Source organism: Allocatelliglobosispora scoriae, from assembly GCF_014204945.1.
Taxonomy (GTDB): domain Bacteria; phylum Actinomycetota; class Actinomycetes; order Mycobacteriales; family Micromonosporaceae; genus Allocatelliglobosispora; species Allocatelliglobosispora scoriae.
In genome coordinates this window covers 441,007-461,899 of record NZ_JACHMN010000001.1, presented here as the reverse complement: position 1 = coordinate 461,899, position 20,893 = coordinate 441,007, and the positions used below count along the sequence as shown (strand labels likewise).

Here is a 20,893-nt window from a genome sequence, read left to right as displayed (position 1 = left end):
CCCCGGCCGGGTCTCACCGCACGGGCAGCAGCACTCCCGGATTGAGGATCCCGTCCGGGTCGAAGGCGGTCTTGATCCGGCGCAGCGCGGCGAGCTCCGCCTCCGACCGGGACAGCTCCAGCCACGGCACCTTCGCCCGGCCGACCCCGTGCTCGGAGCTGATGCTGCCGTGCCGCTGCGCGACCAGGCGCAGCACCGCGTCGGTGACCTCTTCGGCGTGCTCCCCGGCACCGAGCACGTTGACGTGCAGGTTGCCCTCGTTGACGTGCCCGAAGACGATGCCCCGGGCCCCGGGCGCGACCGCGGCGACGGCGCCGGGCAGTTCGGCGACGAGCCCGGCCAGCTCCCGCAGCGGGACGCACACGTCCAGCTTGACGGGGACCCCGGCGGCGCTGATCGCCTCGGTGTGCGTCTCCCGGTAGGCCCACAGCCGCGCCCGGCCGACCTGGTCGCCGGCGACCGTCGCGTCCTGCACCGCGTCGCAGTCGGCGAGCAGCTCCAGGATCTCGTCGGTCGGGTCGCTGTGGGCGGCGCACTCGAGCAGCACGTAGGCCGGGTAGTCCTCGGCGAACGGCGCCGACAGCCGCCCGTGCGCCCGGACCAGGTCGATGCCGTCGGCGTAGCAGAGCTCGGCGGCGCTGAGCGTGGCGAGCCGGCTGCGGGCCGCCGCCAGCAGCGCCAGCGCCCCCTCGGTGCCGTCGACCGCGACGAGCGCCACCGCCCGGGCCGGCAGCAGCGGGACCAGGCGCAACCGGACCCGGGTGATGACCGCCAGGGTGCCCTCGCTGCCGGCGAGGAGCTGCGTCAGGTCATAGCCGGTGTTGTCCTTGGCCAGCCCGGCGAGCCGGGTCAGCACGGTCCCGTCGGCGAGGACCGCCTCCAGGCCCGTCAGCTGGTCGCGCATGCTGCCGTAGCGCAGCACCCGGATCCCGCCCGCGTTGGTGGCGACCATGCCGCCGACCGTGGCCGCCGACCGGGCCGCGAGGTCGACGCCGACGTCGAGGCCGGCCGCCCGGGCGTGGGCCTGCAGCTTCTCCAGGGTGACCCCGGCACCGGCGGTGACCTGCGATTCGAGCTCGTCGACCGGCTCCAGGTCGCTGAGCCGGGTCAGGCTGAGCAGCACCTCGCCGCGGTCCGGGACGCCGCCGCCGACCAGGCCGGTGTTGCCGCCCTGCACGGTGATCGGCACCCCCGCCGCAGCGCAGGCCCGCACGACCGCCGCGACCTCCGCGGTGTCGCGCGGCCGCACCACGCAGCGCGCGGTGCCGGTGAAACGCCGGGTCCAATCCGTCTCGTACGCCGCCCGCAGATCCGGGTCGACGAGCACGTGCCCCGGCCCGACGATGCCCCGCAGCACCTCTTCGATGTCGCTCACGACAGCACCCGCAGCCGGACCGTCTGGTCCATGGCGCGCAGCCGGGTCACGACCTCGTCGGGGTAGTCGGCGCCGATGTCGGTGATCAGGTACCCGTACTCGCCGCGGGTCGCCAGCAGCTGGCCCTCGATGTTGACCGAGTGGTGCGCCAGGATGCTGTTGACCTGCGCCAGCACACCGGGCATGTTGTGGTGCACGTGCACGATCCGGTGCGTGCGCTCCTGCTCCGGCAGCGCCACGTGCGGCATGTTGATGCTGAGCGTGGTGGCGCCCTCGGTGACGAACCGGGTCATCTTGTTGGCGACGAACCCGCCGATGTCGGCCTGCGCCTCCTCGGTCGACCCGCCGATGTGCGGGGTGAGGATGACGTTGGGCAGACCCCGCAGCTCCGACTGGAACTCCTCGCCGCGGCCCTTGGGCTCCTTCGGGAACACGTCGATCGCCGCACCCGCGAGGTGCCCGCTGACCAGGTGCCGCCGCAGCGCAGCGTGGTCGATGACGAACCCGCGCGACAGGTTCAGGAAGATGCTGCGCGGACGCATCCGCGCGAACTGCTCCTCGCCGAAGAAGCCGCTGTTGCCGGCCCGCCCGTCCACGTGCAGCGTGACGGTGTCGGCGACCTCCAGCAGCTCGTCGAGGGTGCCGCAGCGCTTGGCGTTGCCCAGCGCGAGCTTGTCGGCGGTGTCGTAGAAGTAGACCCGCATCCCGAGGTTCTCCGCCAGCACCGACATCTGCGTGCCGATGTTGCCGTAGCCGACGATGCCCAGCGTCCGCCCGCGCACCTCGTGGCTGCCGTCGGCGGCCTTGTCCCACACACCCTCGTGCATCGCGGCGTTCTTCTCCGACAGCCGCCGGGTCAGCATGATGATCTCGGCCAGCGCCAGCTCGACGACGCTGCGGGTGTTGGAGAACGGGGCGTTGAACACCGCGATCCCCGCCTTCGACGCCGCCGCCAGATCGATCTGGTCGGTGCCGATGCAGAACGCACCGATGCCCACCAGGTCCGTCGCGGCGGCGATCACCCGCGCCGTGACCTGGGTCTTCGACCGTATGCCCAGCAGGTGGACCCCACCGATCCGCGCGAGCAGCTCGTCCTCGTCCAGGGCTGCGTCGAGGGACTCGACGAGATAGCCCTCCGACTCCAGCCGGGACACGGCGTCAGGATGGATGTTCTCCACGAGGAGGACCCGGATCTTCGCTTGCTCGATCATGCGATCAGCCTAAACCGCTCGCGTCGGGCACCGGTCAGGCGGTAGACATACTCCCGTGCTGGTCAAGTATCCGCGGACCCCGCACCTGTCGGGGTCCCGGCTGCAACCCGGTGACGAGGATCTCGACCAGGTGCCCTTCGCCGACCTCCGGGGACGCCACATCGTCGTCGAGGAGAAGCTCGACGGCGCCAACGCCGGCATCAGCTTCACCGCCGGCGGCGAGCTGCGCCTGCAGTCGCGCGGCCACTTCCTCACCGGCGGCCCCCGCGAACGCCAGTTCGGCGCCCTCAAGTCCTGGGCCGGCACCATCGCCCCCCGGCTGTGGCCGCGCCTGACCGACCGCTACGTGCTGTTCGGCGAGTGGCTCTACGCCAAGCACACCGTCTACTACGACGCGCTGCCGCACTACTTCTGCGAGTTCGACATCCTCGACCGCACCACCGGGGCCTTCCTCGGCACCCCGCAGCGCGCCGCCCTCCTCGACGAGGTGCCCGTCACCAGCGTCCCGGTCCTGCGAGCCGGGACGTTCGCCACGCTCGGCGAGCTCACCGCCCTCGTCGGGCCGTCGCTGTGCCGTACCCCCCGATGGCGGGACAGCCTCGCGCGGGCCGCGACCGACGCCGGGGTCGACCCGCAGCGCGCCGCCGCCGAGACCGACCGCGACGACCACATGGAAGGCCTCTACCTCAAGATCGAGGACGGGGGAGAGGTGGTCGGGCGGCTCAAATGGGTACGCCCCAGCTTCGCCACCGCCATCGCCGACTCCGGCAGCCACTGGGCCGACCGACCGATCATCGCCAACCGGCTCGCCGACCCGGAGGCCCTCTATGCAGGCCTTTGACGACCTCTGCCCGCGCGCACCCGACTGGGCCGTGCCCTGGGACCGCATCCGCGAGCGCTTCGACTGGATCCGCGCCATGGAGGGCGTCGCCCAGGACCCCGTGCACCACGCCGAAGGCGACGTCGCCGTCCACACCTGGATGGCCGCGCAGGCGCTCGCCGCGTCGCCGGAGTTCCGGGCCCTGCCGGCCGACCGGCGGACCCTGCTCTTCGCCACCGTGCTCCTGCACGACGTGGCGAAGCCCTTCTGCACCCAGACCGGCCCCGACGGGCGCGTCACCGCGCACGGGCACTCCCGCGGCGGCGAGCTCGCCGCCCGCCGCATCCTGTGGGAGCTCGGCGCCCCGATCGCCTGGCGTGAGCACGTCGCCGCGCTGGTTCGCCACCACCAGGTGCCGTTCTGGGCACTGGAACGCGCCGACCTGCAATCCATCGCCCTGCGCGTCAGCCTGGTGGCGGGCAACGCCGACCTGGCGATGCTCGCCCGGGCCGACATCACCGGCCGGACCTGCGGCGACGCGGCCACGGTGCTGGAGAACATCGACCTGTTCGCCGAGTACTGCACCGACCTCGGCGTGCTGGACCGGCCGTGGCCGTTCGCGTCCGACCACGCCCGCTTCGACTATTTCCGGACCCCCGGCCGCGACCCCGCGTACGCCGCCTTCGACGACACCCGCCTCACCGTCACCGTCCTGTCGGGCCTGCCCGGCGTCGGCAAGGACACCTGGATCGCCGCGCACCGGCCCGGCCTGCCCGTCGTCAGCCTCGACGCCACCCGGGAGCGGCTGCGGATCAAACCCACCGACGACCAGGGACCCGTCGCCGCCGCCGCGCGGGAGGAGGCCCGGGTGCTGCTGCGGGCCGGTCGCGACTTCGTCTGGAACGCCACCAACATCAGCCGCCAGCAGCGCGAACGGTGCATCTCGCTGATCGCCGGCTACCACGGGCGGGTCGAGATCGTGGCCCTGGAGGCACCGCCGGACGTCGTCCGCGCCCGCAATCGGCAGCGCGAACGGGCGGTTCCCGACGCCGCCCTGGACCGGCTGATCCGCCGCTGGGAGAGCCCCGACCTCACCGAGGCCCACACCGTGCACCGGATCACCGCGTAGACGACCCGCCGAGCGAGCTCCGTGCCACCGACCGCCGCCCCCACCGGCGGCGCAGCCTCACCACGAGCGCCGCGCCGGCCAGGGCGGCGAACCCCACCACGACGTACGCCCAGTTCTGGGCCTGCCATGGTGACGGCGCCAATGGTGGGCCGTCGAGGGTCCACTGCTCCAGTGCGTCGCGGGGGTAGCTCGGGCACCCGTACCCGGCCGACCGCAGTGGCAGAGTCTCAGGGCTCCGGCCGTCCGGAAGACGCACGATGGCGCAGGAGCCATCCGTGTCGGTGACCGACAGGACCGGTGCGCCCTGCCGCCACGCGATGAGCGACGGCTGACCGGACCGGCCGCGGTCCGCCTCGTCCGTGACCGTTCCGGTGTCGACATCTAGATGTTGCAGGTGGAACCGGTGCGGGGCCGGCCGGTCGGGGGCGGACTCGTCGCAGGATGTCGGGGCAGGGCATCCCTCGGCGAATGTCAGGACCAGGTGGTTGCCGTCCAGGGACCACGCTGCGGCGCCCGCGATCTGCTGCTGCTCGCTCAGTGGCGCCCTGCGTTGTACGGCACCGGTCGCAACGTCGATGACGAGCAGCTCCTGGTCCTGTGCGTCCCGGCCGACGGTGATGGCGAGCCGGGAACCGTCAGGCGAGAACGCGGCCCGGAAGGCGCCCGCCTCGGCGACGTGGACGACCCTCGGACTGCCGTCGGGCACGCTGACGATGACGATGTTGTCCAAGCGGGTCGGATCGTTGATCCGCTCGCCGTCTGGCCCGGTGGTGGGCACCACGTCGTCCTGTCCGACGACGGCGACGGCGCTTCGGCTGTCGGGCGACCACACGACCGGCCACTGCGACGAGACGGCGGGGCTGAGCGTGCGGGACTGCCCGGTGACGAGGTCGACCAGGCTGCCGCCCAGGAGGTAGCGGCCGTCCGGCGACAGACTGCCCGTCCACTCGCCCGGATCGCGGTAGATCAGCCGGAAGGAGTCGTCCCGGCCCACGACCACCAGCGACGTCTCCAGATCGAGACTGTGCCCCGTCTCGAACACGAGCTTCGCCGGCCCGTGGGGATCCGCGCCGAACGTCTGCTGCCACAGGTAGGGCTGTGCGACCCAGGCCGGCAGCGTGCGGTCGTCGGTCGCTGCGAACTGCGACCCGGTCGCGGTAGGCGACGGCAGCCACATCGCGGCCGCGCCCACCAGCAGGCAGGTGAGAATCCCCACGGCTCGGCGCCGCCGGCGGATGCGGCGTCCGCGCCGCCACAGGTCCGGCATGCGCACGCTGGGAGCCTCGCCCGAGAGATCGACCAGAGCCCGACGCAGTGCTGTAGTCATCTCGACGCCTCCTGCAGGTCGGCCAGTTCGGGGGCGACGGCACGCAGACGGGCCAGCGCGTCCCGGGTCTGGCTCTTCACGGTGCTCGTCGAGACACCGAGGACCTGCGCCGTCTGTGCCTCGGTCAGGTCCTCGAAGTAGCGCAGCACCAACACGGCCCGCTGCTTGGGGGCCAGTTTGGCCAGTGCGTGGCGAACGTCGATCGCCGTCGTCGTCGGCCCGTGGGGGTCCGCCCCGGCGACCTCCGGCACGTCGGCGACCGGCAGCGGCTCCCGTCGCCACCGTCGCCACCAGGAGACATGCTGGTGGTAAAGGACGCGCCGCACGTAAGCGTCCGGGTTGCCGTCCGCCACGATCGGTTCCCAGCGGGAGGCGACCTTGGCCAACGTCTGCTGAACCAGGTCCTCCGCCAAATAGGAGTCGCCCGTCAACAGAAACGCCGTGCGCACGAGCGCCCCTAGACGCGCGTCCACATACTCCCGGAACGAATCCGCAGGAGCGGTCATCGCTGGCACATCAACATCACTGGCACAGTGAAATACACGCTCAGAAGGCGACCATTGGACGGGTGGCTCGAATGCCGATGGAAAAAGCCGGTCAGCCCTTGAACATCGCCGTCGACGTGGCGATGACGTAGACGACGAAGATGACCAGGGCGATGACCAGGCCCCGCACCGCCAGCCCGAACGCCGTACGCGCCTTGCCACGCCCGGCCTTCGCCTTCGGAATGCCGGCACGGGCCGTCTTCCACCCGCCGTAGGCGGCTTTCGTGCCCCGCCAGCGCAGCCAGACGATCGTGCCCAGCACGCCGCCGAGCACACCGATCACGAGCGCGCCCGAACTCGCCGAATCCGCCACGCAACGCACGATATGCCAGCCCGCCCAGCCGATGACATCGGTCGATAGGTCGATTGCCGAACGCCCATGCCGATCGTTATGTCACGCATTGATCAGCCGCAACGCCGGGGGAGAGGCCCACCCGGAGCCAGGCAGGACTGGTCATGGGATGGCACTATGGAGGGCATGCGCCGTAGCTCGAATCCTGTCTTCACTCATTTGACACCTCAAACTCAGCCCGGGACCAATTCCTACGGGCAGTCCGGCTGGTACCAGCCGGGCACCGTCACGACCAGCGGACCCGTCGTCGTCGACCGCACCGACCGGATGACGGTCGAGGACGTGGTCATCAAGACCGTCGCGCTGCTCGCCGTGCTCGGCATCACCGGTGCCGCCGCCTGGACGCTGCTGCCGGAGAAGTACACCGGCATCGCGATGATCGGCAGCCTGGTGATCGCGCTGGTCATCGGTCTCATCATCGGCTTCAAGCGGGTCACCAGCCCGCCGCTGATCATCGCCTACGCCGTGTTCGAGGGCGTGGCGATCGGTCTGATCAGCAAGTTCTACGAGGAGCGGTTCGGCGGCATCGTCCTGCAGGCCGCGATCGCGACGTTCGCCATCTTCGGCGTCATGGCCCTGCTCTACACCAGCCGTGCGATCCGGGCCACCCCGCGCCTGCGCAAGATGATCGTCGGTGCGCTGATCGGCGCGGTCGTCGTTATGCTCGTCAACTGGGTGCTGAGCTTCTTCGGCATCTACACCGGCCTGCGCGGCGACGCCAACGGCAACGGCGGCATGCTCGCGATCGGCTTCAGCATCGTGATGATCATCATCGGTGCGATGACCTTCGTCCTGGACTTCGACGAGGTCGAGCGCGGCGTCGCCCAGGGCCTGCCCACCAGGGCCTCCTGGTACTGCGCCTTCGGCATCCTCCTGGGCCTGGTCTGGGTCTACCTGGAGGTCCTCCGCCTTCTGAGTTACCTGCGCGGCCGAGACTAGAACCACACGAAGGAGTCCGTTACCGAACGAGCGCAGCGAGTTGGGTAACGGACTCACATTATCGAACCGCATGCGCGGTTCGATAATGTGCATTATGTAAAGTTGAGGCGGTGGGGAACGCTCCCCACCGCCTCAACTGCGCTCTACGCGCCCTACGTCGTGAGCGGGTCGCCCTCGGGCAGCGCATCGAGATCCGCCTGCGCGGTCGGCCGGGCCTTGTCCTTCACGAAGCCATAACGTGAGAACACGTCAGCATTCGAGATGTAGCGCTTCCAGCCGTTCGCGACGAAGTACGTCTTGTCCTCGGCATCGGACTGCGCCAGGTAGGCGTCCTCGATCACCTGGCCCTCGTCGATCTCGGCCACCTCCGGGGTGTCCTCGATCCCCGCCCAGTCGTCCGGGAACAGCCGCAGGTAGATCTCCTGGTTCTTCACGTGGCTCTTCTTGCCGTCGAAGACCAGGTAAACAGCCTTGTCACCCGGCGCCCGCAACCGCTTCCCGTTCAGATCCGTCCGCACACTCACGACTTACCCCCCGTATATCAAGCATGACCGACAGTCACGATGGTAAGGCGTGCCCCTCTCCACCCGTACCCATATCGATCTCTGCCCACATTAAGATGCACGGATGCCAACCCGCCCGGGCGACAACGTCCCTCCGCCACGGACCGCCTGGGCCGAACGGTTCGCCGCGATCCTCGCCAGCTCCTTCGTCCTGCCGCTGCTCGGCGAGATCCTGCTGGCCGTCCTCAACGACGAGCCCTTCAACTTCTTCCGCACCGCCCTCACCGCACTCCTGCTCGGCTTCAGCGCGGCCATCCTCTACGCCTCCCAGGCCGGCCGGAAGCTCTTCCAGCGCGCCCGCGCCGCGTTCCTGCTCTTCAGCGGCCTTGCCGCCGCCGTGCACGGCTTCCTGCTCGCCGCGATCCCCGATGTCCTGTCCGCCGACATGGTCCAGGACATCGTCGGCATGACCACCCTCGTCCTCGGCCTCGCCACCTTCACCATCGGCTGGTTCTACTTCCGCGTCGAAGCCCCCGTCGCCGAAGCCCCGTCAGCCGAGATCCCCGCCCAGCGCCGACCGCTGCCCATCGAACGCCTCGCCTTCACCAAGATCCCCGCCCGCTTCGACGGCCCCAAGCACCAGCAGGCCTTCGACGCCTGCCGCGAAGCCCTCACCCTCGACCGGCTGCACTACGTCGCCTACTACGAGGGCGGCCACCGCATCTTCAACGTCGACGTCTTCGACCAGCTCACCAAGTTCGCCCCCATCGAGACCACCCACGCCGTCCGCCGCGAGCAGTACAACGACTACGGACCCACCATCATCGACCTGCTCGCCGACCTCAACACCAAGTTCTCCGTCCTGGAGACCGGCCCCCTGGTGCGCCTCGTCTTCGACGTCGAGCAGGGTGCGATCTACTACTACCTCGTCAGCAGCTCGCCCCGCCTGCACGTCATCGGCGTCACCCTCGACCAGGAGCAGATCCACCGCACCGACGACGACCTCGAACACCTCACCGACCAGCTCCGCGCCATCCGGGGCCTGCTCCCCGTCAACCGCGTCCGCACGGTCTGACCCGCCGTGCGACGCTTCGCGGCCCTCATCGCCGCCGTCGGCCTCGGCGCGGCCATCGCGTGGGTCACCGGCCTGCACGTGGCGGACCTCCCCGACACCGCCGGCTACCTGGTGGGTACGGCGGCCCTGCTCGCCATCGGACTCTACGGCTCGACATACGGCATCGACCTGCCCTCGGCCCGCCAGGACGGCAGGCTCATCGCCACCGCCGTCACCGTCGGCGTCGTCGCCAAGGCGGCCCTCATCGGCACCGTGCTCGCCCTCGCCTGGCAGGACCCGCTCTTCCTGCTCCTCGGCGTCGTCGTCGCCCAGATCGACCCGCTGTCGGTGGCCGCACTCATGGGCGACGACCGGATGACGCCCCGCGCGAAGACGATCCTCGCCGCCTGGTCCTCCTTCGACGACCCGGTGACGGTGATCCTCACCGTCTACGTCGCCGCGATCGCCCTGGACTCCACCGCCCGCCACGACCCGCTCTCCATCGCCGCCGACCTCGCCCTCAACCTCGCCTTCGCCGCCGTCGCATGGCTGGTGTGGCGGCTGGTCCGCACCCGCGAATGGGCCGTCACCGCGCTGGTCGCGCTCGCGGCGGGCGTCGCGGTGTGGCAGCTCTGGATGCTGGGCCTCGCCCTGGTCGGCCTGTTCGCCCGCCCCCGATGGCTGGACCGATGGCTGCCCCGCCTCACCACCGGCGCCCTGCTGGCGGCGGCGGTCCTGGTCGGTGTCCTGCTGACCGGCCTGACCGCACCGATCGCCCTCGTCCAGGGCGCCACCCTGGGCCTGGCCGCGTTCACCGCCCAGATCGCCGTCGGGTGGCTGCTCACGAAGGGCCTGCCCCGCCAGGACCGGTGGCACCTGGCCCTGGCCCAGCAGAACGGCATCACCGCGATCATCCTCGCCCTGCGCCTGGAGTCGACCTTCACCGGCATCGCCGCGATCGTCGCCCCCGCGATCGTCGCCACCAACCTGACCCACGCAGCGGTCAACCGGGCCCACGACCACCCCTGAATTTTAATGCTGGACACGCCGCTGAAACTGCAACAAAAGTCAGGGTCACTCCGTACGCGCGGCTCGCCTACACTCCGGCGGGTGATCATCAGGAAGGCCGGCACGGCGGACGCGGCGGCGCTCGCCGAACTGCGCGGCATCGACGCGGACAACCTCGCGGCCTACACGGGCTGGGTCGACGCCCACGCGGAGACACACCTGCCGTTCGTGGCCGAGGTCGACGGGTCCGTGGTCGGCGCCGCCTGGCTGCACGTCGCCGAACGGGTGCCCGGCAACGCCTCACTGGACCGGCGCTACGGCGACGTCCAGTCCGTCGAGGTACGCGAGGAGCACCGCAACCGCGGCATCGGCAGCGCGCTGATCGCCGCGATCCTGGCCGAGGCCGCCGCCCGTGGCCTGCTCCACGTGACCGTCCACTCCGGCCGCCGCGCCGTCGACTTCTACCAACGCGCAGGCTTCCGCCACCACCGCCGGCTCCTGCTGTGGAAACAGGTCTCGGAAGCCGACGCCTAGCCCAGGAGCCGGGACTTCGCGGCGCTGAACTCCCCGTCGGTCAGGCTGCCGTCACGGTGCAGGCGGGCCAGCCGCTCCAACTCCAGCGACAGGCCCCCGGCGGGAGCAGGCACCACCGGGACCCGGTTCTCCTGAATGTCCACGACGGCCGGGTCCTCAGGCAGGTAGCGGACGATGACCTGGTCACCGCTCCGGGGCAGGTCGTGCTCGGGGTAGAACGCGGTCGCCGTACCGGTCCGCTCGCTGCCGTCCACGGTGAACCGGACGTTCAGCAGCAGCTCGGGATCCTCACCGGACGTCCGGCCCGTCTGCTGAACACCGATGACCACCCCCGAGGAGATCACACCTCGAGCGGTCAGAGCCGCGACGCGTCCCTCGTCACGCTGCTCGCGCCCGAGCTGCCGGGCCCGCCACCGCTCGTGCATCACCACGGAGAGGACGGCGAAGGGCAGCGTCACCGCGACCACGATCAGCATCACCGGTGACCGGTTCGCCCAGTAGCCGCCGAGCAGGCCGAAGCTCAGGCAGATCCACAGCACCAGGCCCAGCGGCAGCCGACCGGCGGTGCCGCCTCGGTAGCAGAGGCCACCGGCCCAGGTCAGACCGGTGATGGCGAGCAGCAGCCCACCGACGATCCGCAGCGCCGACCCCGCGCTCTCGGCTCCGGCCTCGTTCTGGATGGTGATGCCGTCGACGAGCAGACGACCGGCGGCCAGGGTGAGAAGTGCTGCGCAGCCGATGCCGGCGATGCGGGCGAGGGTGAGGCGCCGGGGGGCGGATGGATCCACCGGGGAATCCTAGTCCCGGCTCGGGGGGCTCGCCGCTCGCGAGTTGATCCTGACTTCTGTTGCGGTTTCAGCGGCGTGTCCAGCATTAAAATTCAGTTAGTGGACGGAGAAACCGCCGTCGACGTAGATGGTCTGGCCGGTGACATAGGACGACGCGTCGCTCGCCAGGAAGACCGTGGTGCCGGCGAAGTCCTGCGGTAGGCCGTTGCGGCCGGTCATGGTGCGGGCGGCGAGCGCCTCCACGCGGCCGGGGACCGCCAGGTGCGGAGCGGCGAGCGGGGTGATGACGAAGCCGGGCATGACGGTGTTGACGCAGACGCCGTGCGGGGACCACGCTTCGGCCTGGGACCGGGTGAGGCCGGTGATGGCGGCTTTGGCGACGCCGTAGATCCCGCTGTTGCCGAAGGCCCGCACGGCCTGCTGGGAGCCGATGTTGATGATCCGGCCCCAGCCGCGCTCGGCCATCCGGGGTCCGAAGGCCTGCCCGAGGAGGTAGGGGGCGGTGACGTTGACGGCGTGGTTGAGGTCCCAGTCGGCGTCGGTCAGCTCACCCATCGGCGGGCGGATGTTGACGGCTGCGGAGTTCACCAGGATGTCGATGTCGCCGAAGTGGTCGGCGGCGGTAGCGATGACGCGGTTGACGTCGGCGCGTTCGCCGAGGTCGGCGCTGATGGCGGTGGCGGTCACGGCGTACCCGGCGAGGGTGTCGACTGCCGCTGCGAGCTCGCGCTCGCGGCGGGCGACCAGGACCACCGCGGCGCCCGCGCGTCCGAGTGCCTCGGCCATGCCGAGGCCGATGCCGGAACTGCCGCCGGTGACGAGGGCGGTACGGCCGGCCAGTGAGAAGAGCTCCCCCAGGTAGGTCATGGAGCACACGCTAGCATTTCCTAATGCCGTTAGGATAACCTTCGGGCATGAGTACGATTGACCGCCGCCAGACGCGGCACCTGGAAACCCGCGACGAGGTGGTCGCGACGGCGCTGGAGATCATGGCGGAGTCCGGCCCGGGCAGCGTCAGCCTCGGCGAGGTGGCCCGCCGGATGGGGATCAAACCGCCGTCGCTGTATGTCTATTTCCCCAGCAAGGCGGCGCTCTATGACGAGCTGTTCGTGCGCGGCTGGGCCGGGCTGCTGCTCGCGATGGGCCGCTACACGGACTTCGTCGCGCCCGGGACGGAGCCGTTCGCGGTGCTGCGCGACGCGGGCGCGGAGTTCGTCCGGTGGTCGGTGGAGCACTCGAGTGAGGCGCAGCTCATATTCTGGCGGCCGGTGCCGGGCTGGGAGCCGTCGGTGCGGGCGGCCGGTGCTGCGGCGGGCGTGATGGATCAGCTCCAGCGGACCCTGGCGGGGCTGTCCGAGCGCGGTGCCCTGCGCCCCGATGCCGACCTGGTCGAGGCGGGCCGGGTCTGGCTGGTGCTGCTCGCCGGGGTGATCGGGCTGCATCTGGGCAACGAGCCCGCCGACGGGACTCGTTTCACGTCGCTGGTCGAGCCGCTGACGGAGATGTTCCTCGCCCGGTACGGCGCCGTTTAGCTGCGCGAATTCAACTTCCATTGTGGACATGCGTGCTAAATTGGTGCATAATATCCCTTATGCACCAATCGAACCGAGCGCTGATCGTCCTCTTCGAGGAGTTCCTCGCGGACCGCGGCACCCGCAAGCCGTCGCCGCACACCCTCGCCGCCTATCGCCGGGATCTGACCACGATCGGTGACCTCCTCGGGCCACTCCCCCAGCTCAGCCTCGATGATTGCACCGTCAAGGCGCTGCGGGCGGCGTTCGCCGAGTTCGCCCTCCCCCGGTCCGTCGCCTCGATCCGCCGGGCCTGGTCGACGTGGAACGCGTTCTTCACGTTCCTCGTCACCGACGGGGTGGTGCCCGGCAACCCGATGTCGGGCATCGCGAAGCCCCGCTCCCCCCTCGCCACGCCGAAACCGCTGCGCGGTGAGCAGACCCCGGAGCACCTGCTCACCGCCGTGTCGGAGGCCGACCCGAACGCCCGGCACCCGTGGCCCGAGCGGGACCTGGCGGTGCTGGCGCTGGCGCTGTGCGCGGGGCTGCGCTCGGCGGAGCTGCTGTCGCTGCGGGTCGGCTCGATCGCGGGTCGGCCCGGCGAGCGGCGGGTCGACGTGCTGGGCAAGGGTGGTCAGCCGCGGACGATCCCGATCAGCGACGACCTCGACGCGGTGCTGGAGGCCTATCTGGCGTCCCGGCGGTCGAAGTTCGGGTCGCGGGCGGTGCTGCGCAGCTCTCCCCTGTTCGTGGACCGCCACGGCGAGCAGCTGCTGCGCGGCGGTATGCAGTATCTGGTGAAGTCGTGCTTCCGGCGGGCGCAGATCACCGACCGGGTGCCGCGCGGTGCGCAGCTGCACTCGTTGCGGCACACGTTCGCGACGCGGCTGGCCGAGGACGGGGCGTCGGCGGTGGAGATCATGCGGTTGCTGGGGCATGCGAGCCTGGCGACGAGCCAGAACTACATCGACTCGACGGCGGAGCAGCAGCGGGCTGCGGTGCTGTCCAACCGCACCAACCGGGCGCTGCGCGGGCTGGGCTGAGATGGACGCGGGTAGCACCACACTGCTACCCGCGTCCCGGTGTGGTCGGTCAGCTGGGGCTGCAGAGGTGGCCGAACCTGTCGTCGTCGCTGACGGCGGTCTGCATGCCGTCGAGCGTCGCGAGCACCTTGCCCTTGTAGTCCGTCCCGGCGGCTTTCAGCGCCGCCGTGTGCTTCGCCCAGGCGGCGATGTCCGAGGTGATCGCGGCCTTCAGCTCGGCGGTGGTCACGGTCGGCAGGATCTTCTTCAGGTACGCCTGGTAAGAGCTGATGTCGGCCTTGAGGTCGACCAGCACTTTCCACATCGATGTCGTGCCGCCCTTGTAGGTGCCCTTGGCGAAGCCGGAGTAGAGGACCCGCAGCGTGAAGATGCTGCCGCAGGCCGTCCCGGTGAGGAGGATAGCGCTGGTGAATGCGGCCAGGATGATGGTTCGACGCACTGAGAATGCTCCCCGTTGTCAGTTGAGTGCGTCAGCATCACCGATCCGGCCGCGGAGTGTCCAGCTCGGCGGATTCCAGTTTGATCACGTGCTATTCGGCGGCTGCGCTGCGGTCCAGTGCCGGCATGTAGGCGCGCCAGGGGCCGACGTCGTGGCGGTAGCGGCCGGCGAGGACCTCGGCGATCTGTGCGAGGTGGGTGAGGTCGTGTGCCACCCATGCCGCGAGCAGCTGCCCGAGGGTGACGTCGCCGAGCTCGGGGTGGGTGCCGCGGCGGTCCAGGTCGGCCGGTGTGAGGTGCCATGAGGCGAGTTCGGTGAGGCTGGTCCGGCGGGCGGTGTGGAGTTGGTCGACGAGGTCGGCGACGGGTTCGGGTGCGTGCCGCAGCATCGCTTCCCGGTCGAACGGTTCGAATGCGCGTTCGGTGCCGTGGGTGCGGATGAGGTGTGCTCGGGGTACCCAGTTGGTCGCGTCGCCGTGCAGGAGGTGGCCGACGATGTCGTAGGCGCTCCAGGTGCCGGGGCCGTCGTCGCGGTGGACCCATGCGGGTGGCAGGTCGGTGAGCAGGGCTGCGACGACCGCGGGTGTCTTGGAGAGGGTGAGGGTGGCCTCGGACAGATCCATAGGGCCAGGTTAGGCGGGTTGCGGGGCGCGGTCCGCAAGCGTCGGGACAGTCTGCGAACGATTCGGGCCGTGGTTGGTGTCGTTATCGGGGTGTCCCGTTCGTCGTAGGGGTGGATGCACTCGTGGGAGTGTGGTTTTCCGAGCTGGAGGTTGAGATGAAGTACCTGATGCTGGTGTGTGTCGAGGACAAGGGCGCCGTTGTCGAGGCGGGCCGGCCGGCGGGGGTCGCCCCGGTGGAGGTCGACATCGACTCGTGGGTGGAGGAGATGGACGGCCGGGGTGCGCGGCTGATGGGTGACCGGGTCCGGCCGGGCAGCGATGCGACGGTGGTCCGGGTCGTGAACGGTGAGGTGCTGCTGACCGACGGCCCGTACGCGGAGACGAAGGACCTGATCGCGGGGTTCGATGTGATCGAGTGCGCGGATCTGGACGAGGCGATCCAGATCGCGGCGAAGCATCCGATGTCGCGGGGCGGGGTTCTGGAGCTGCGGGCGTTCTGGACGGACTGAGCGGGTCGGCCGGGGGTGTACGACCGACACGGGGCGGTCCGTGCGCCCCCGGCTGAGCGGTCGCAGCGCCGGCGGAGTGGATCTATGCTCGGGTTCATGACGAGCCTGGCTGAGGATCTGCTGCTGCTGGCCTATAACGCCGAGGGTGCGAACTCGGTGGGGCAACCGGGTCTGGACTACGGTCTCGCGGGTGCGCTCCTGGTGGCCCTGACCCTGGAGGGCCGGGTCGACGTGGTGGACAAGCGGGTGGTGGTGCTGGACTCCCGCCCGACGGGTGAGGTGCTCGCCGATGCGGCGCTGGCGGTGATCGCCGCCGATCCGAAGGCCCGCAAGCCCGAGGACTGGATCTCCCGGCTCAGCAAGGGGCTGCGTGAGCGGGTGCTTGCCGGGCTGGTCGAGGCGGGTGTGCTGCGGGCGGAGTCGGATCGGGTGCTGTGGGTGTTCCCGCGTACCCGTTATCCGGCGGCTGTCGGCACGGAGGCGCCGGCCGAGACGCAGGTGCGGTTCGAGCTGGGTGCGGCGCTCGACACGGCGGGTCCGGTGGCGCAGCGGACGGCGGCGCTGATGGCGCTGGTCGAAGCGGTGGGTGCGGTGCGCAGGGTGTTCCCGGACCGCCCGGCGAAGCAGACGAAGGCGCGCGTCGCGGAGATCACGGCCGGGAACTGGGGTGCGGCGGCGGCGAAGAAGGCGATCGAGCAGGTGCAGGCGGCGTTGGCGGCGACGATCGCGATCACGGCCGCTACGTCTGCGGCGACGTCGGCCGGTTCGTGACGGCTCGGTCGTGCCCATCCGTTGCCGGACGGGCACGACCGTCGGGGTTCAGCTGAAGTACCACTTCTGGGTTTGCCAGCCGTAGCAGGTCCACTGCCCGATCGGGGCGAAGTTGTCGATGCGGCCGCCGGTGATCTCCAGGCATTTTCCGCTGTACTCGTTGTAGATCATGCCGGTCGACGGGTTGAGCAGCCAGTGCTGGTTCATGCCGCCGGTGCAGGTGTACTGGACGACGGGTGCGCCGTCGGCGGTGTTCCAGTTGAGCAGGTCCAGGCATTTGCCGCTGTTCTGGTTCATGACCAGGTGGGTGGTGGTGCTGTAGTACCACTTCTGGGTGGCGATGCCGGTGCAGGTGTACTGGCTGATGGGGGCGAGGTTGTCGGTGCGGCTGTAGGGGACCTCCATGCACAGGCCGCTGTAGCGGTTCTGGACGAGGGTCGGCCCGTTGGCGGACGCGGGTGCTGCGAACCCGGTGACGGCGAGCAGGACGGTGCTGAGGGCGAGGGCTGCTCGCCGTAGGCGGTGCTTCATGGGGTGGTGTTCCTTCACTGTCGGCGGTGTGTCAGGTGAGGGGGGCGGTGGGGCCGTCCAGATACATCATCGGGTGGTTATTTCGAGCGGTGTCGCGGGTGCCCCCGTTTCGGGTGATGGCGAGCAGGTTGCCGCTGCGTCGGGAAGGATGGGGCGATGATCGGTGAGCTGAAGACGGTGGTGCTCGATGCGCCCGATATCGCGGCGCTGTCTGCGTTCTATACGGGGTTGGCGGGGTGGACGCAGCGTTACGCCGACGACGAGTGGGTGACGTTGACGACGGATGACGGCTGGCGGGTCGGGTTGCAGGCGGCGCCGGACCTGGTGGCGCCGCGCTGGCCGGATCCGGCGTTTCCGCAGCAGGCGCATCTGGATTTCCGGGTGCCGGATCTGGCGGCGGGGACGGCTTTGGCGGTGGGGTTGGGTGCGACGCTGCTGCGGGAGAACGAGTCGTGGCATACGCTCGCCGATCCGGCCGGTCACCCGTTTGACCTGTGCTTGCGGGCGGAGGATCCGCGTACCACCCTGATGGGGGTGATGCTGGACTGTCCCGATGCGAAGGAGCTGGCGGGGTTTTATGCGGAGCTGCTCGGCAAGCCGGTGACCTTTGCGGGTGACGGGATGGCGATGGTCGGTGACGACGGCGCGCAGCCGGTGCTGTTCCAGCAGGTGGAGGCTTATGCGGCGCCGTCGTGGGCGGATCCGGCGCGCCCGCAGCAGCTGCACCTGGATGTCACGGTCGCCGAGATCGAGGCGGCGGAGCGGGCGGCGCTGGCGATCGGCGCGACGCGGCTGCCGGGTGCGGGTGAGAACTGGCGGGTCTACGCCGACCCGGCCGGCAAGCCCTTCTGCCTGATCTGGACGGAATGAAGCGCGTAGGGGGCCCGTCAGTGGGCCGCTGGCAGGGTGCACGGCGCCGCCGTGTGCGTTGCGTGCACACAAGGCGACGAGCAACGCCGCCAGCGGCCCCCTACAGCCAGCCGGAGCGGCGGAAGGCTCGGTGCAGGGAGTAGGCGCTGACCACCATCAGCAGGAAGACGACCGGGTAGCCGTAGCGCCAGTGGAGTTCGGGCATGTAGTCGAAGTTCATGCCGTAGACCCCGGCGATGGCGGTCTGCGCGGCGGCGATGGCGGCCCAGGACGCGATCTTGCGCATGTCGTTGTTCTGGGTGACGGTGACCTGCGCGAGGTGGGCCTGCAGGATCGAGTTGAGCAGGTCGTCGTAGGACGCGACGCGTTCGACGACGCGCAGCAGGGTGTCGTTGACATCGCGGAAGTAGCGGCGGATCTCCTTGGCGAGCAGGTCCTTGTCCTCGACGATGGCGGCGAGGGGGCGCTGCAGCGGGGCGACGGCGCGCTTGAACTCCATGAGTTCGCGTTTGAGCTGGTAGATGTGGGCGATGCGGTCGCTGGTGACCTGGGAGAAGACGTGTTCCTCGAGAACGTCGAGGTCGGCTTCGAAGCCGTGGGCGACCTCGAGGTAGCTGTCGACGAGGCGGTCGCTGACGGCGTGCGCGACCGACCAGGGTCCGAAACGCAGCAGGTCGGGGCGTTTCTCCAGGTCGGCGCGGACGGTGGCGAGTTCGCCGGGTGCGCCGTGGCGGACGGTGATGACGAAGTGGTCGCCGATGAAGACGAGGACTTCGCCGGTCTCGACCACTTCGGAGGTCTCGGACAGGAACGGGTGGTCGAGGTAGCGGGTGGTGCGCATGACGAAGAGGGTGACGTCGCCGTACCGTTCGATCTTGGGTCGGTGGGAGGCGGTGACGGCTTCCTCGACGGCGAGTTCGTGGAGGCCGAAGACATCGGCGACCTGCTGGAACTCGGCTTGGGTGGGGTCGCGGACGCCGAGCCAGACGAAGCCGTCCTCGCGGGCGGCGGTCCGCAGCGCGGCGCGGAAGTCGGGTTCGTTGGGCAGCCGTCTGCCGTCGACGTAGACGGCGCAGTCGACGAGCCATTCGCCGGCGGGGATGTCGGGGGCGGCGGGGTCGTCGTCGCCGGGCAGGATGCGGGAGACGACGCGGCGCATCGGCTCCGCCCACGCTCCGACGGGCCTGCCTGCGATCCGCCATGCGCCTCGCTCGGCCATCTGCCACCACCTCTCGCGGTTGTCGTCACCTGCCGTGATCATTCCATCGCGGCGATCACCGTCCAACTGCGCTGGTCGGGTGCGGTTCGGCGGGCGGGCGCGGTGCCCGTCCCGCTGCCGGGTGCGGCGGCGGGAGCCCAGCCCCGGCGGTGTGAGAATCTCTCCTGTTAGGGGGCGACCGACACCGGTGTTCCCTGAACGCGGGTGTCGCGGTGCCAGGACCGGACGGCCGGGTGCGGCGTTCCCGCCGCACCCGGCGGTGATCAGCTCGGCTCCTCCGGCGGGCCGGGGACCTCAGGCTCGGTGTCGTTCGCGAGTTCGCGCTCGTGCTCGTGCTCGCGATGCAGGACCAGGGCGACGACGGCGACCCCGGTCAACGCGAGGCACCCCACCGTCAGCCAGACGACGCCGTCGGACGCCGGTGCGTCCAAGAGCCAGTTACCCACCACGGTTGGCACTGTTTCCTCCCACCACCCCGCCAGGAGCGGCCGGTTCGAGGGGGCCGCGTGCCTGCGGAGTCATATGTGTGGGCCTCAATGTAGATGATGGACGCGCGTCGGGTAATGGCACGGTTACCCAGAGGTACCCGGCTCTACAGCCACCCGGATCGGCGGAACGCCCGGTAGAGCCCGACCGCGACCAGGGCCATCAGCGCCATCACCCCGGCGTACCCGTACCGCCAGTGCAGTTCGGGCATGAAGTCGAAGTTCATGCCGTAGACCCCGGCGATCGCCGTCTGGGCGGCCGCGATCGCCGCCCACGCGGCGATCTTGCGCATGTCGTTGTTCTGGTCCACCGAGACCTGCGCCAGCCGGGCCTGCAGGATCGAGTTGAGCAGCTCGTCGTAGGCGGTGATGCGTTCGACCGTCCGCAGCAGGTGGTCGTTGACGTCGCCGAAGTATTTGCGGACCTCCTTGGGCAGCAGCGCCCGGTCCTCGATGATCGCGGCCATCGGCCGCTGTAGCGGCGCCACTGCCCGCTTGAACTCCATCAGCTCGCGTTTGAGCTGGTAGATCTGCGCCGCCCGGCTCGCCGGGGCGTTGCCGAAGACCCGCTCCTCCAGCTCGTCGAGGTCGGTCTCGAACTCCTGCGCGACGACCAGATAGGAGTCGACGAGCCGGTCGCAGACCGCGTGCGCCACCGACCACGGCCCCCACGCCAGCAGGTCGGGGCGCTTCTCCAGATCGGACCGGACCGTCGCCAGGTCGCCGGGCTCGCCGTGGCGGACCGTGATGACGAACCGCTCCCCCAGGAAGATCAGCACCTCGCCGGTCTCGACCACCTCGGAGGTCTCCGTCAGCTGCGCGTGCTCGACATACCGGGTGGTGCGCAGCACGAAGAAGGTCACGTCGCCGAAGCGCTCGATCTTGGGCCGGTGGCGGGTCGTCACCGCCTGCTCCACGGCGAGCTCGTGCAGCCCGTAGCGGTCGGCGACGAGCGAGAACTCGTCGGCGGTCGGGTCGCGGATGCCGAGCCACACGAACCCGTCGTGCTCGGTCGCCACGTCCAGCGCGTCGAGGTAGGTCACCGGCTGCTCCAGCCGCTGCCCGTCGACGTAGACGGCGCACCCGACCAGCCACTGCGAGCTCATCGCCTCATCAGATCACCTGTCACGCCTGGCCGTGCCGATAATCGCGCTCCTCGCACATCGTGCACGGCGATCGCCCGCGCTGCGGTGAGGGTCCCCAGACGGCGGTGCAGGGTGTCGGTGCACCTGCGGTCGGCGCACTGGGCCCAGCCGTGCGTGGCGTCGGGGTTCCACGCGATCGACGACACCGTGATCACGGTGCTCG

At 70.2% G+C, this 20,893-nt stretch carries 25 protein-coding genes; 11 read left to right on the top strand and 14 right to left on the bottom strand.

Features of this window, described 5'->3' with window-relative positions; all coding sequences use genetic code 11:
- Window positions 1-13 precede the first annotated feature (13 nt).
- Window positions 14-1,375 carry an FAD-binding oxidoreductase gene (locus tag F4553_RS02085; RefSeq protein ID WP_184831333.1) on the bottom strand — a complete coding sequence of 454 codons (1,362 nt, stop codon included), beginning with the start codon at window positions 1,373-1,375 and terminating at the stop codon, window positions 14-16.
- On the bottom strand, window positions 1,372-2,586 hold the full coding sequence (serA, locus tag F4553_RS02080; protein ID WP_184831331.1) for a phosphoglycerate dehydrogenase: 1,215 nt from the start codon (window positions 2,584-2,586) through the stop codon (window positions 1,372-1,374). The genes F4553_RS02085 and serA overlap by 4 nt, the downstream gene beginning before the upstream one ends.
- Before the next feature lie 55 nt (window positions 2,587-2,641).
- On the opposite strand from serA, the gene F4553_RS02075 reads away from it, so the two are divergent.
- Together F4553_RS02075 and F4553_RS02070 are read left to right on the top strand one after the other, a co-directional pair.
- Window positions 2,642-3,427 carry an RNA ligase family protein gene (locus tag F4553_RS02075; RefSeq protein WP_184831329.1) on the top strand — a complete coding sequence of 262 codons (786 nt, stop codon included), beginning with the start codon at window positions 2,642-2,644 and terminating at the stop codon, window positions 3,425-3,427.
- Window positions 3,414-4,535, top strand: a complete 1,122-nt coding sequence (locus F4553_RS02070) for an AAA family ATPase (RefSeq protein WP_184831328.1) — start codon at window positions 3,414-3,416, stop codon at window positions 4,533-4,535. The genes F4553_RS02075 and F4553_RS02070 overlap by 14 nt, the downstream gene beginning before the upstream one ends.
- On the opposite strand, the gene F4553_RS02065 is transcribed toward F4553_RS02070, so the two are convergent.
- The 3 genes from F4553_RS02065 to F4553_RS02055 form a co-directional block, all read right to left on the bottom strand.
- Entirely contained in the window at window positions 4,525-5,862 is a 1,338-nt protein-coding gene (locus F4553_RS02065; RefSeq protein WP_184831326.1) for a TolB-like translocation protein, read from the bottom strand. The two genes, F4553_RS02070 and F4553_RS02065, sit on opposite strands and share 11 nt — an antisense overlap.
- On the bottom strand, window positions 5,859-6,368 hold the full coding sequence (locus F4553_RS02060) for a SigE family RNA polymerase sigma factor (RefSeq protein ID WP_184831324.1): 510 nt from the start codon (window positions 6,366-6,368) through the stop codon (window positions 5,859-5,861). Before F4553_RS02060 ends, F4553_RS02065 begins: the two co-directional genes overlap by 4 nt.
- Before the next feature lie 91 nt (window positions 6,369-6,459).
- A complete protein-coding gene (locus F4553_RS02055; RefSeq protein ID WP_184831322.1) occupies window positions 6,460-6,720 on the bottom strand; it encodes a hypothetical protein in 261 nt (86 codons plus the stop codon).
- 165 nt (window positions 6,721-6,885) lie between these two features.
- Between F4553_RS02055 and F4553_RS02050 the strand changes: the two genes are divergently transcribed.
- Window positions 6,886-7,698, top strand: coding sequence for a Bax inhibitor-1/YccA family protein (locus F4553_RS02050; protein ID WP_376776159.1), 813 nt, complete (start codon window positions 6,886-6,888; stop codon window positions 7,696-7,698).
- A 152-nt stretch (window positions 7,699-7,850) separates the two neighbouring features.
- Here the strand turns inward: F4553_RS02050 and F4553_RS02045 are convergent, their stop codons facing one another.
- Window positions 7,851-8,222, bottom strand: a complete 372-nt coding sequence (locus F4553_RS02045; protein WP_184831318.1) for a hypothetical protein — start codon at window positions 8,220-8,222, stop codon at window positions 7,851-7,853.
- Between the two features lie 103 nt (window positions 8,223-8,325).
- Between F4553_RS02045 and F4553_RS02040 the strand changes: the two genes are divergently transcribed.
- The 3 genes from F4553_RS02040 (at window position 8,326) to F4553_RS02030 (ending at window position 10,797) form a co-directional block, all read left to right on the top strand.
- The gene (locus F4553_RS02040) at window positions 8,326-9,276 is read left to right on the top strand and encodes a hypothetical protein (protein ID WP_184831316.1); all 951 of its coding nucleotides are present in this window, start codon (window positions 8,326-8,328) and stop codon (window positions 9,274-9,276) included.
- A 6-nt stretch (window positions 9,277-9,282) separates the two neighbouring features.
- The gene (locus F4553_RS02035) at window positions 9,283-10,284 is read left to right on the top strand and encodes a cation:proton antiporter (protein ID WP_184831314.1); all 1,002 of its coding nucleotides are present in this window, start codon (window positions 9,283-9,285) and stop codon (window positions 10,282-10,284) included.
- Window positions 10,285-10,365: 81 nt separating this feature from the next.
- Complete coding sequence (locus tag F4553_RS02030; protein ID WP_312875060.1) at window positions 10,366-10,797, top strand: GNAT family N-acetyltransferase; 432 nt, start codon at window positions 10,366-10,368, stop codon at window positions 10,795-10,797.
- Here F4553_RS02030 and F4553_RS02025 read toward each other — a convergent pair.
- The gene (locus F4553_RS02025; protein ID WP_184831310.1) at window positions 10,794-11,585 is read right to left on the bottom strand and encodes a DUF3592 domain-containing protein; all 792 of its coding nucleotides are present in this window, start codon (window positions 11,583-11,585) and stop codon (window positions 10,794-10,796) included. The two genes, F4553_RS02030 and F4553_RS02025, sit on opposite strands and share 4 nt — an antisense overlap.
- A gap of 96 nt (window positions 11,586-11,681) precedes the next feature.
- Window positions 11,682-12,452 carry an SDR family NAD(P)-dependent oxidoreductase gene (locus F4553_RS02020; RefSeq protein WP_184831308.1) on the bottom strand — a complete coding sequence of 257 codons (771 nt, stop codon included), beginning with the start codon at window positions 12,450-12,452 and terminating at the stop codon, window positions 11,682-11,684.
- 47 nt (window positions 12,453-12,499) lie between these two features.
- On the opposite strand from F4553_RS02020, the gene F4553_RS02015 reads away from it, so the two are divergent.
- Together F4553_RS02015 and F4553_RS02010 are read left to right on the top strand one after the other, a co-directional pair.
- The gene (locus tag F4553_RS02015) at window positions 12,500-13,117 is read left to right on the top strand and encodes a TetR/AcrR family transcriptional regulator (RefSeq protein ID WP_184831306.1); all 618 of its coding nucleotides are present in this window, start codon (window positions 12,500-12,502) and stop codon (window positions 13,115-13,117) included.
- A 59-nt stretch (window positions 13,118-13,176) separates the two neighbouring features.
- On the top strand, window positions 13,177-14,139 hold the full coding sequence (locus tag F4553_RS02010; RefSeq protein WP_184831304.1) for a tyrosine-type recombinase/integrase: 963 nt from the start codon (window positions 13,177-13,179) through the stop codon (window positions 14,137-14,139).
- A gap of 49 nt (window positions 14,140-14,188) precedes the next feature.
- Here F4553_RS02010 and F4553_RS02005 read toward each other — a convergent pair whose 3' ends face one another.
- Both F4553_RS02005 and F4553_RS02000 read right to left on the bottom strand, forming a co-directional pair.
- A complete protein-coding gene (locus F4553_RS02005; RefSeq protein ID WP_184831302.1) occupies window positions 14,189-14,578 on the bottom strand; it encodes a hypothetical protein in 390 nt (129 codons plus the stop codon).
- A 91-nt stretch (window positions 14,579-14,669) separates the two neighbouring features.
- Window positions 14,670-15,200, bottom strand: coding sequence for a DinB family protein (locus tag F4553_RS02000; protein WP_184831300.1), 531 nt, complete (start codon window positions 15,198-15,200; stop codon window positions 14,670-14,672).
- Between the two features lie 155 nt (window positions 15,201-15,355).
- Between F4553_RS02000 and F4553_RS01995 the strand changes: the two genes are divergently transcribed.
- Window positions 15,356-15,709: a YciI family protein gene (locus F4553_RS01995; RefSeq protein WP_184831298.1), complete on the top strand. Its 354-nt coding sequence runs from the start codon at window positions 15,356-15,358 to the stop codon at window positions 15,707-15,709.
- 96 nt (window positions 15,710-15,805) lie between these two features.
- The gene (locus F4553_RS01990; RefSeq protein WP_184831296.1) at window positions 15,806-16,480 is read left to right on the top strand and encodes a GOLPH3/VPS74 family protein; all 675 of its coding nucleotides are present in this window, start codon (window positions 15,806-15,808) and stop codon (window positions 16,478-16,480) included.
- A gap of 48 nt (window positions 16,481-16,528) precedes the next feature.
- Here the strand turns inward: F4553_RS01990 and F4553_RS01985 are convergent, their stop codons facing one another.
- Window positions 16,529-17,011, bottom strand: coding sequence for an RICIN domain-containing protein (locus F4553_RS01985; protein WP_184831294.1), 483 nt, complete (start codon window positions 17,009-17,011; stop codon window positions 16,529-16,531).
- 156 nt (window positions 17,012-17,167) lie between these two features.
- Between F4553_RS01985 and F4553_RS01980 the strand changes: the two genes are divergently transcribed.
- The gene (locus F4553_RS01980; protein WP_184831291.1) at window positions 17,168-17,881 is read left to right on the top strand and encodes a VOC family protein; all 714 of its coding nucleotides are present in this window, start codon (window positions 17,168-17,170) and stop codon (window positions 17,879-17,881) included.
- Window positions 17,882-17,981: 100 nt separating this feature from the next.
- Here the strand turns inward: F4553_RS01980 and corA (F4553_RS01975) are convergent, their stop codons facing one another.
- The 3 genes from corA (F4553_RS01975) to corA (F4553_RS01965) form a co-directional block, all read right to left on the bottom strand.
- Window positions 17,982-19,100: a magnesium/cobalt transporter CorA gene (gene corA, locus F4553_RS01975; protein ID WP_184831289.1), complete on the bottom strand. Its 1,119-nt coding sequence runs from the start codon at window positions 19,098-19,100 to the stop codon at window positions 17,982-17,984.
- 263 nt (window positions 19,101-19,363) lie between these two features.
- Window positions 19,364-19,558 (bottom strand): hypothetical protein, encoded by a 195-nt coding sequence (locus tag F4553_RS01970; RefSeq protein WP_184831287.1) that lies wholly within the window; start codon window positions 19,556-19,558, stop codon window positions 19,364-19,366.
- A 134-nt stretch (window positions 19,559-19,692) separates the two neighbouring features.
- Complete coding sequence (corA, locus tag F4553_RS01965; RefSeq protein WP_184831285.1) at window positions 19,693-20,691, bottom strand: magnesium/cobalt transporter CorA; 999 nt, start codon at window positions 20,689-20,691, stop codon at window positions 19,693-19,695.
- Window positions 20,692-20,893: the final 202 nt, after the last annotated feature.

Excerpts from the sequence above, each read along its gene's own strand:
- F4553_RS02070 (WP_184831328.1), top strand. The coding sequence starts at position 3,414 with ATGCAGGCCTTTGACGACCTCTGCCCGCGCGCACCCGACTGGGCCGTG.
- F4553_RS02010 (WP_184831304.1), top strand. The coding sequence starts at position 13,177 with ATGCACCAATCGAACCGAGCGCTGATCGTCCTCTTCGAGGAGTTCCTC.
- F4553_RS01995 (WP_184831298.1), top strand. The coding sequence starts at position 15,356 with ATGAAGTACCTGATGCTGGTGTGTGTCGAGGACAAGGGCGCCGTTGTC.
- F4553_RS01990 (WP_184831296.1), top strand. The coding sequence starts at position 15,806 with ATGACGAGCCTGGCTGAGGATCTGCTGCTGCTGGCCTATAACGCCGAG.
- F4553_RS02015 (WP_184831306.1), top strand. The coding sequence starts at position 12,500 with ATGAGTACGATTGACCGCCGCCAGACGCGGCACCTGGAAACCCGCGAC.
- F4553_RS01980 (WP_184831291.1), top strand. The coding sequence starts at position 17,168 with ATGATCGGTGAGCTGAAGACGGTGGTGCTCGATGCGCCCGATATCGCG.
- F4553_RS02020 (WP_184831308.1), bottom strand. The coding sequence starts at position 12,452 with ATGACCTACCTGGGGGAGCTCTTCTCACTGGCCGGCCGTACCGCCCTC.
- F4553_RS01985 (WP_184831294.1), bottom strand. The coding sequence starts at position 17,011 with ATGAAGCACCGCCTACGGCGAGCAGCCCTCGCCCTCAGCACCGTCCTG.
- F4553_RS02000 (WP_184831300.1), bottom strand. The coding sequence starts at position 15,200 with ATGGATCTGTCCGAGGCCACCCTCACCCTCTCCAAGACACCCGCGGTC.
- corA (WP_184831285.1), bottom strand. The coding sequence starts at position 20,691 with ATGAGCTCGCAGTGGCTGGTCGGGTGCGCCGTCTACGTCGACGGGCAG.
- F4553_RS02060 (WP_184831324.1), bottom strand. The coding sequence starts at position 6,368 with ATGACCGCTCCTGCGGATTCGTTCCGGGAGTATGTGGACGCGCGTCTA.
- F4553_RS02040 (WP_184831316.1), top strand. The coding sequence starts at position 8,326 with ATGCCAACCCGCCCGGGCGACAACGTCCCTCCGCCACGGACCGCCTGG.
- serA (WP_184831331.1), bottom strand. The coding sequence starts at position 2,586 with ATGATCGAGCAAGCGAAGATCCGGGTCCTCCTCGTGGAGAACATCCAT.
- corA (WP_184831289.1), bottom strand. The coding sequence starts at position 19,100 with ATGGCCGAGCGAGGCGCATGGCGGATCGCAGGCAGGCCCGTCGGAGCG.
- F4553_RS02050 (WP_376776159.1), top strand. The coding sequence starts at position 6,886 with ATGCGCCGTAGCTCGAATCCTGTCTTCACTCATTTGACACCTCAAACT.
- F4553_RS02065 (WP_184831326.1), bottom strand. The coding sequence starts at position 5,862 with ATGACTACAGCACTGCGTCGGGCTCTGGTCGATCTCTCGGGCGAGGCT.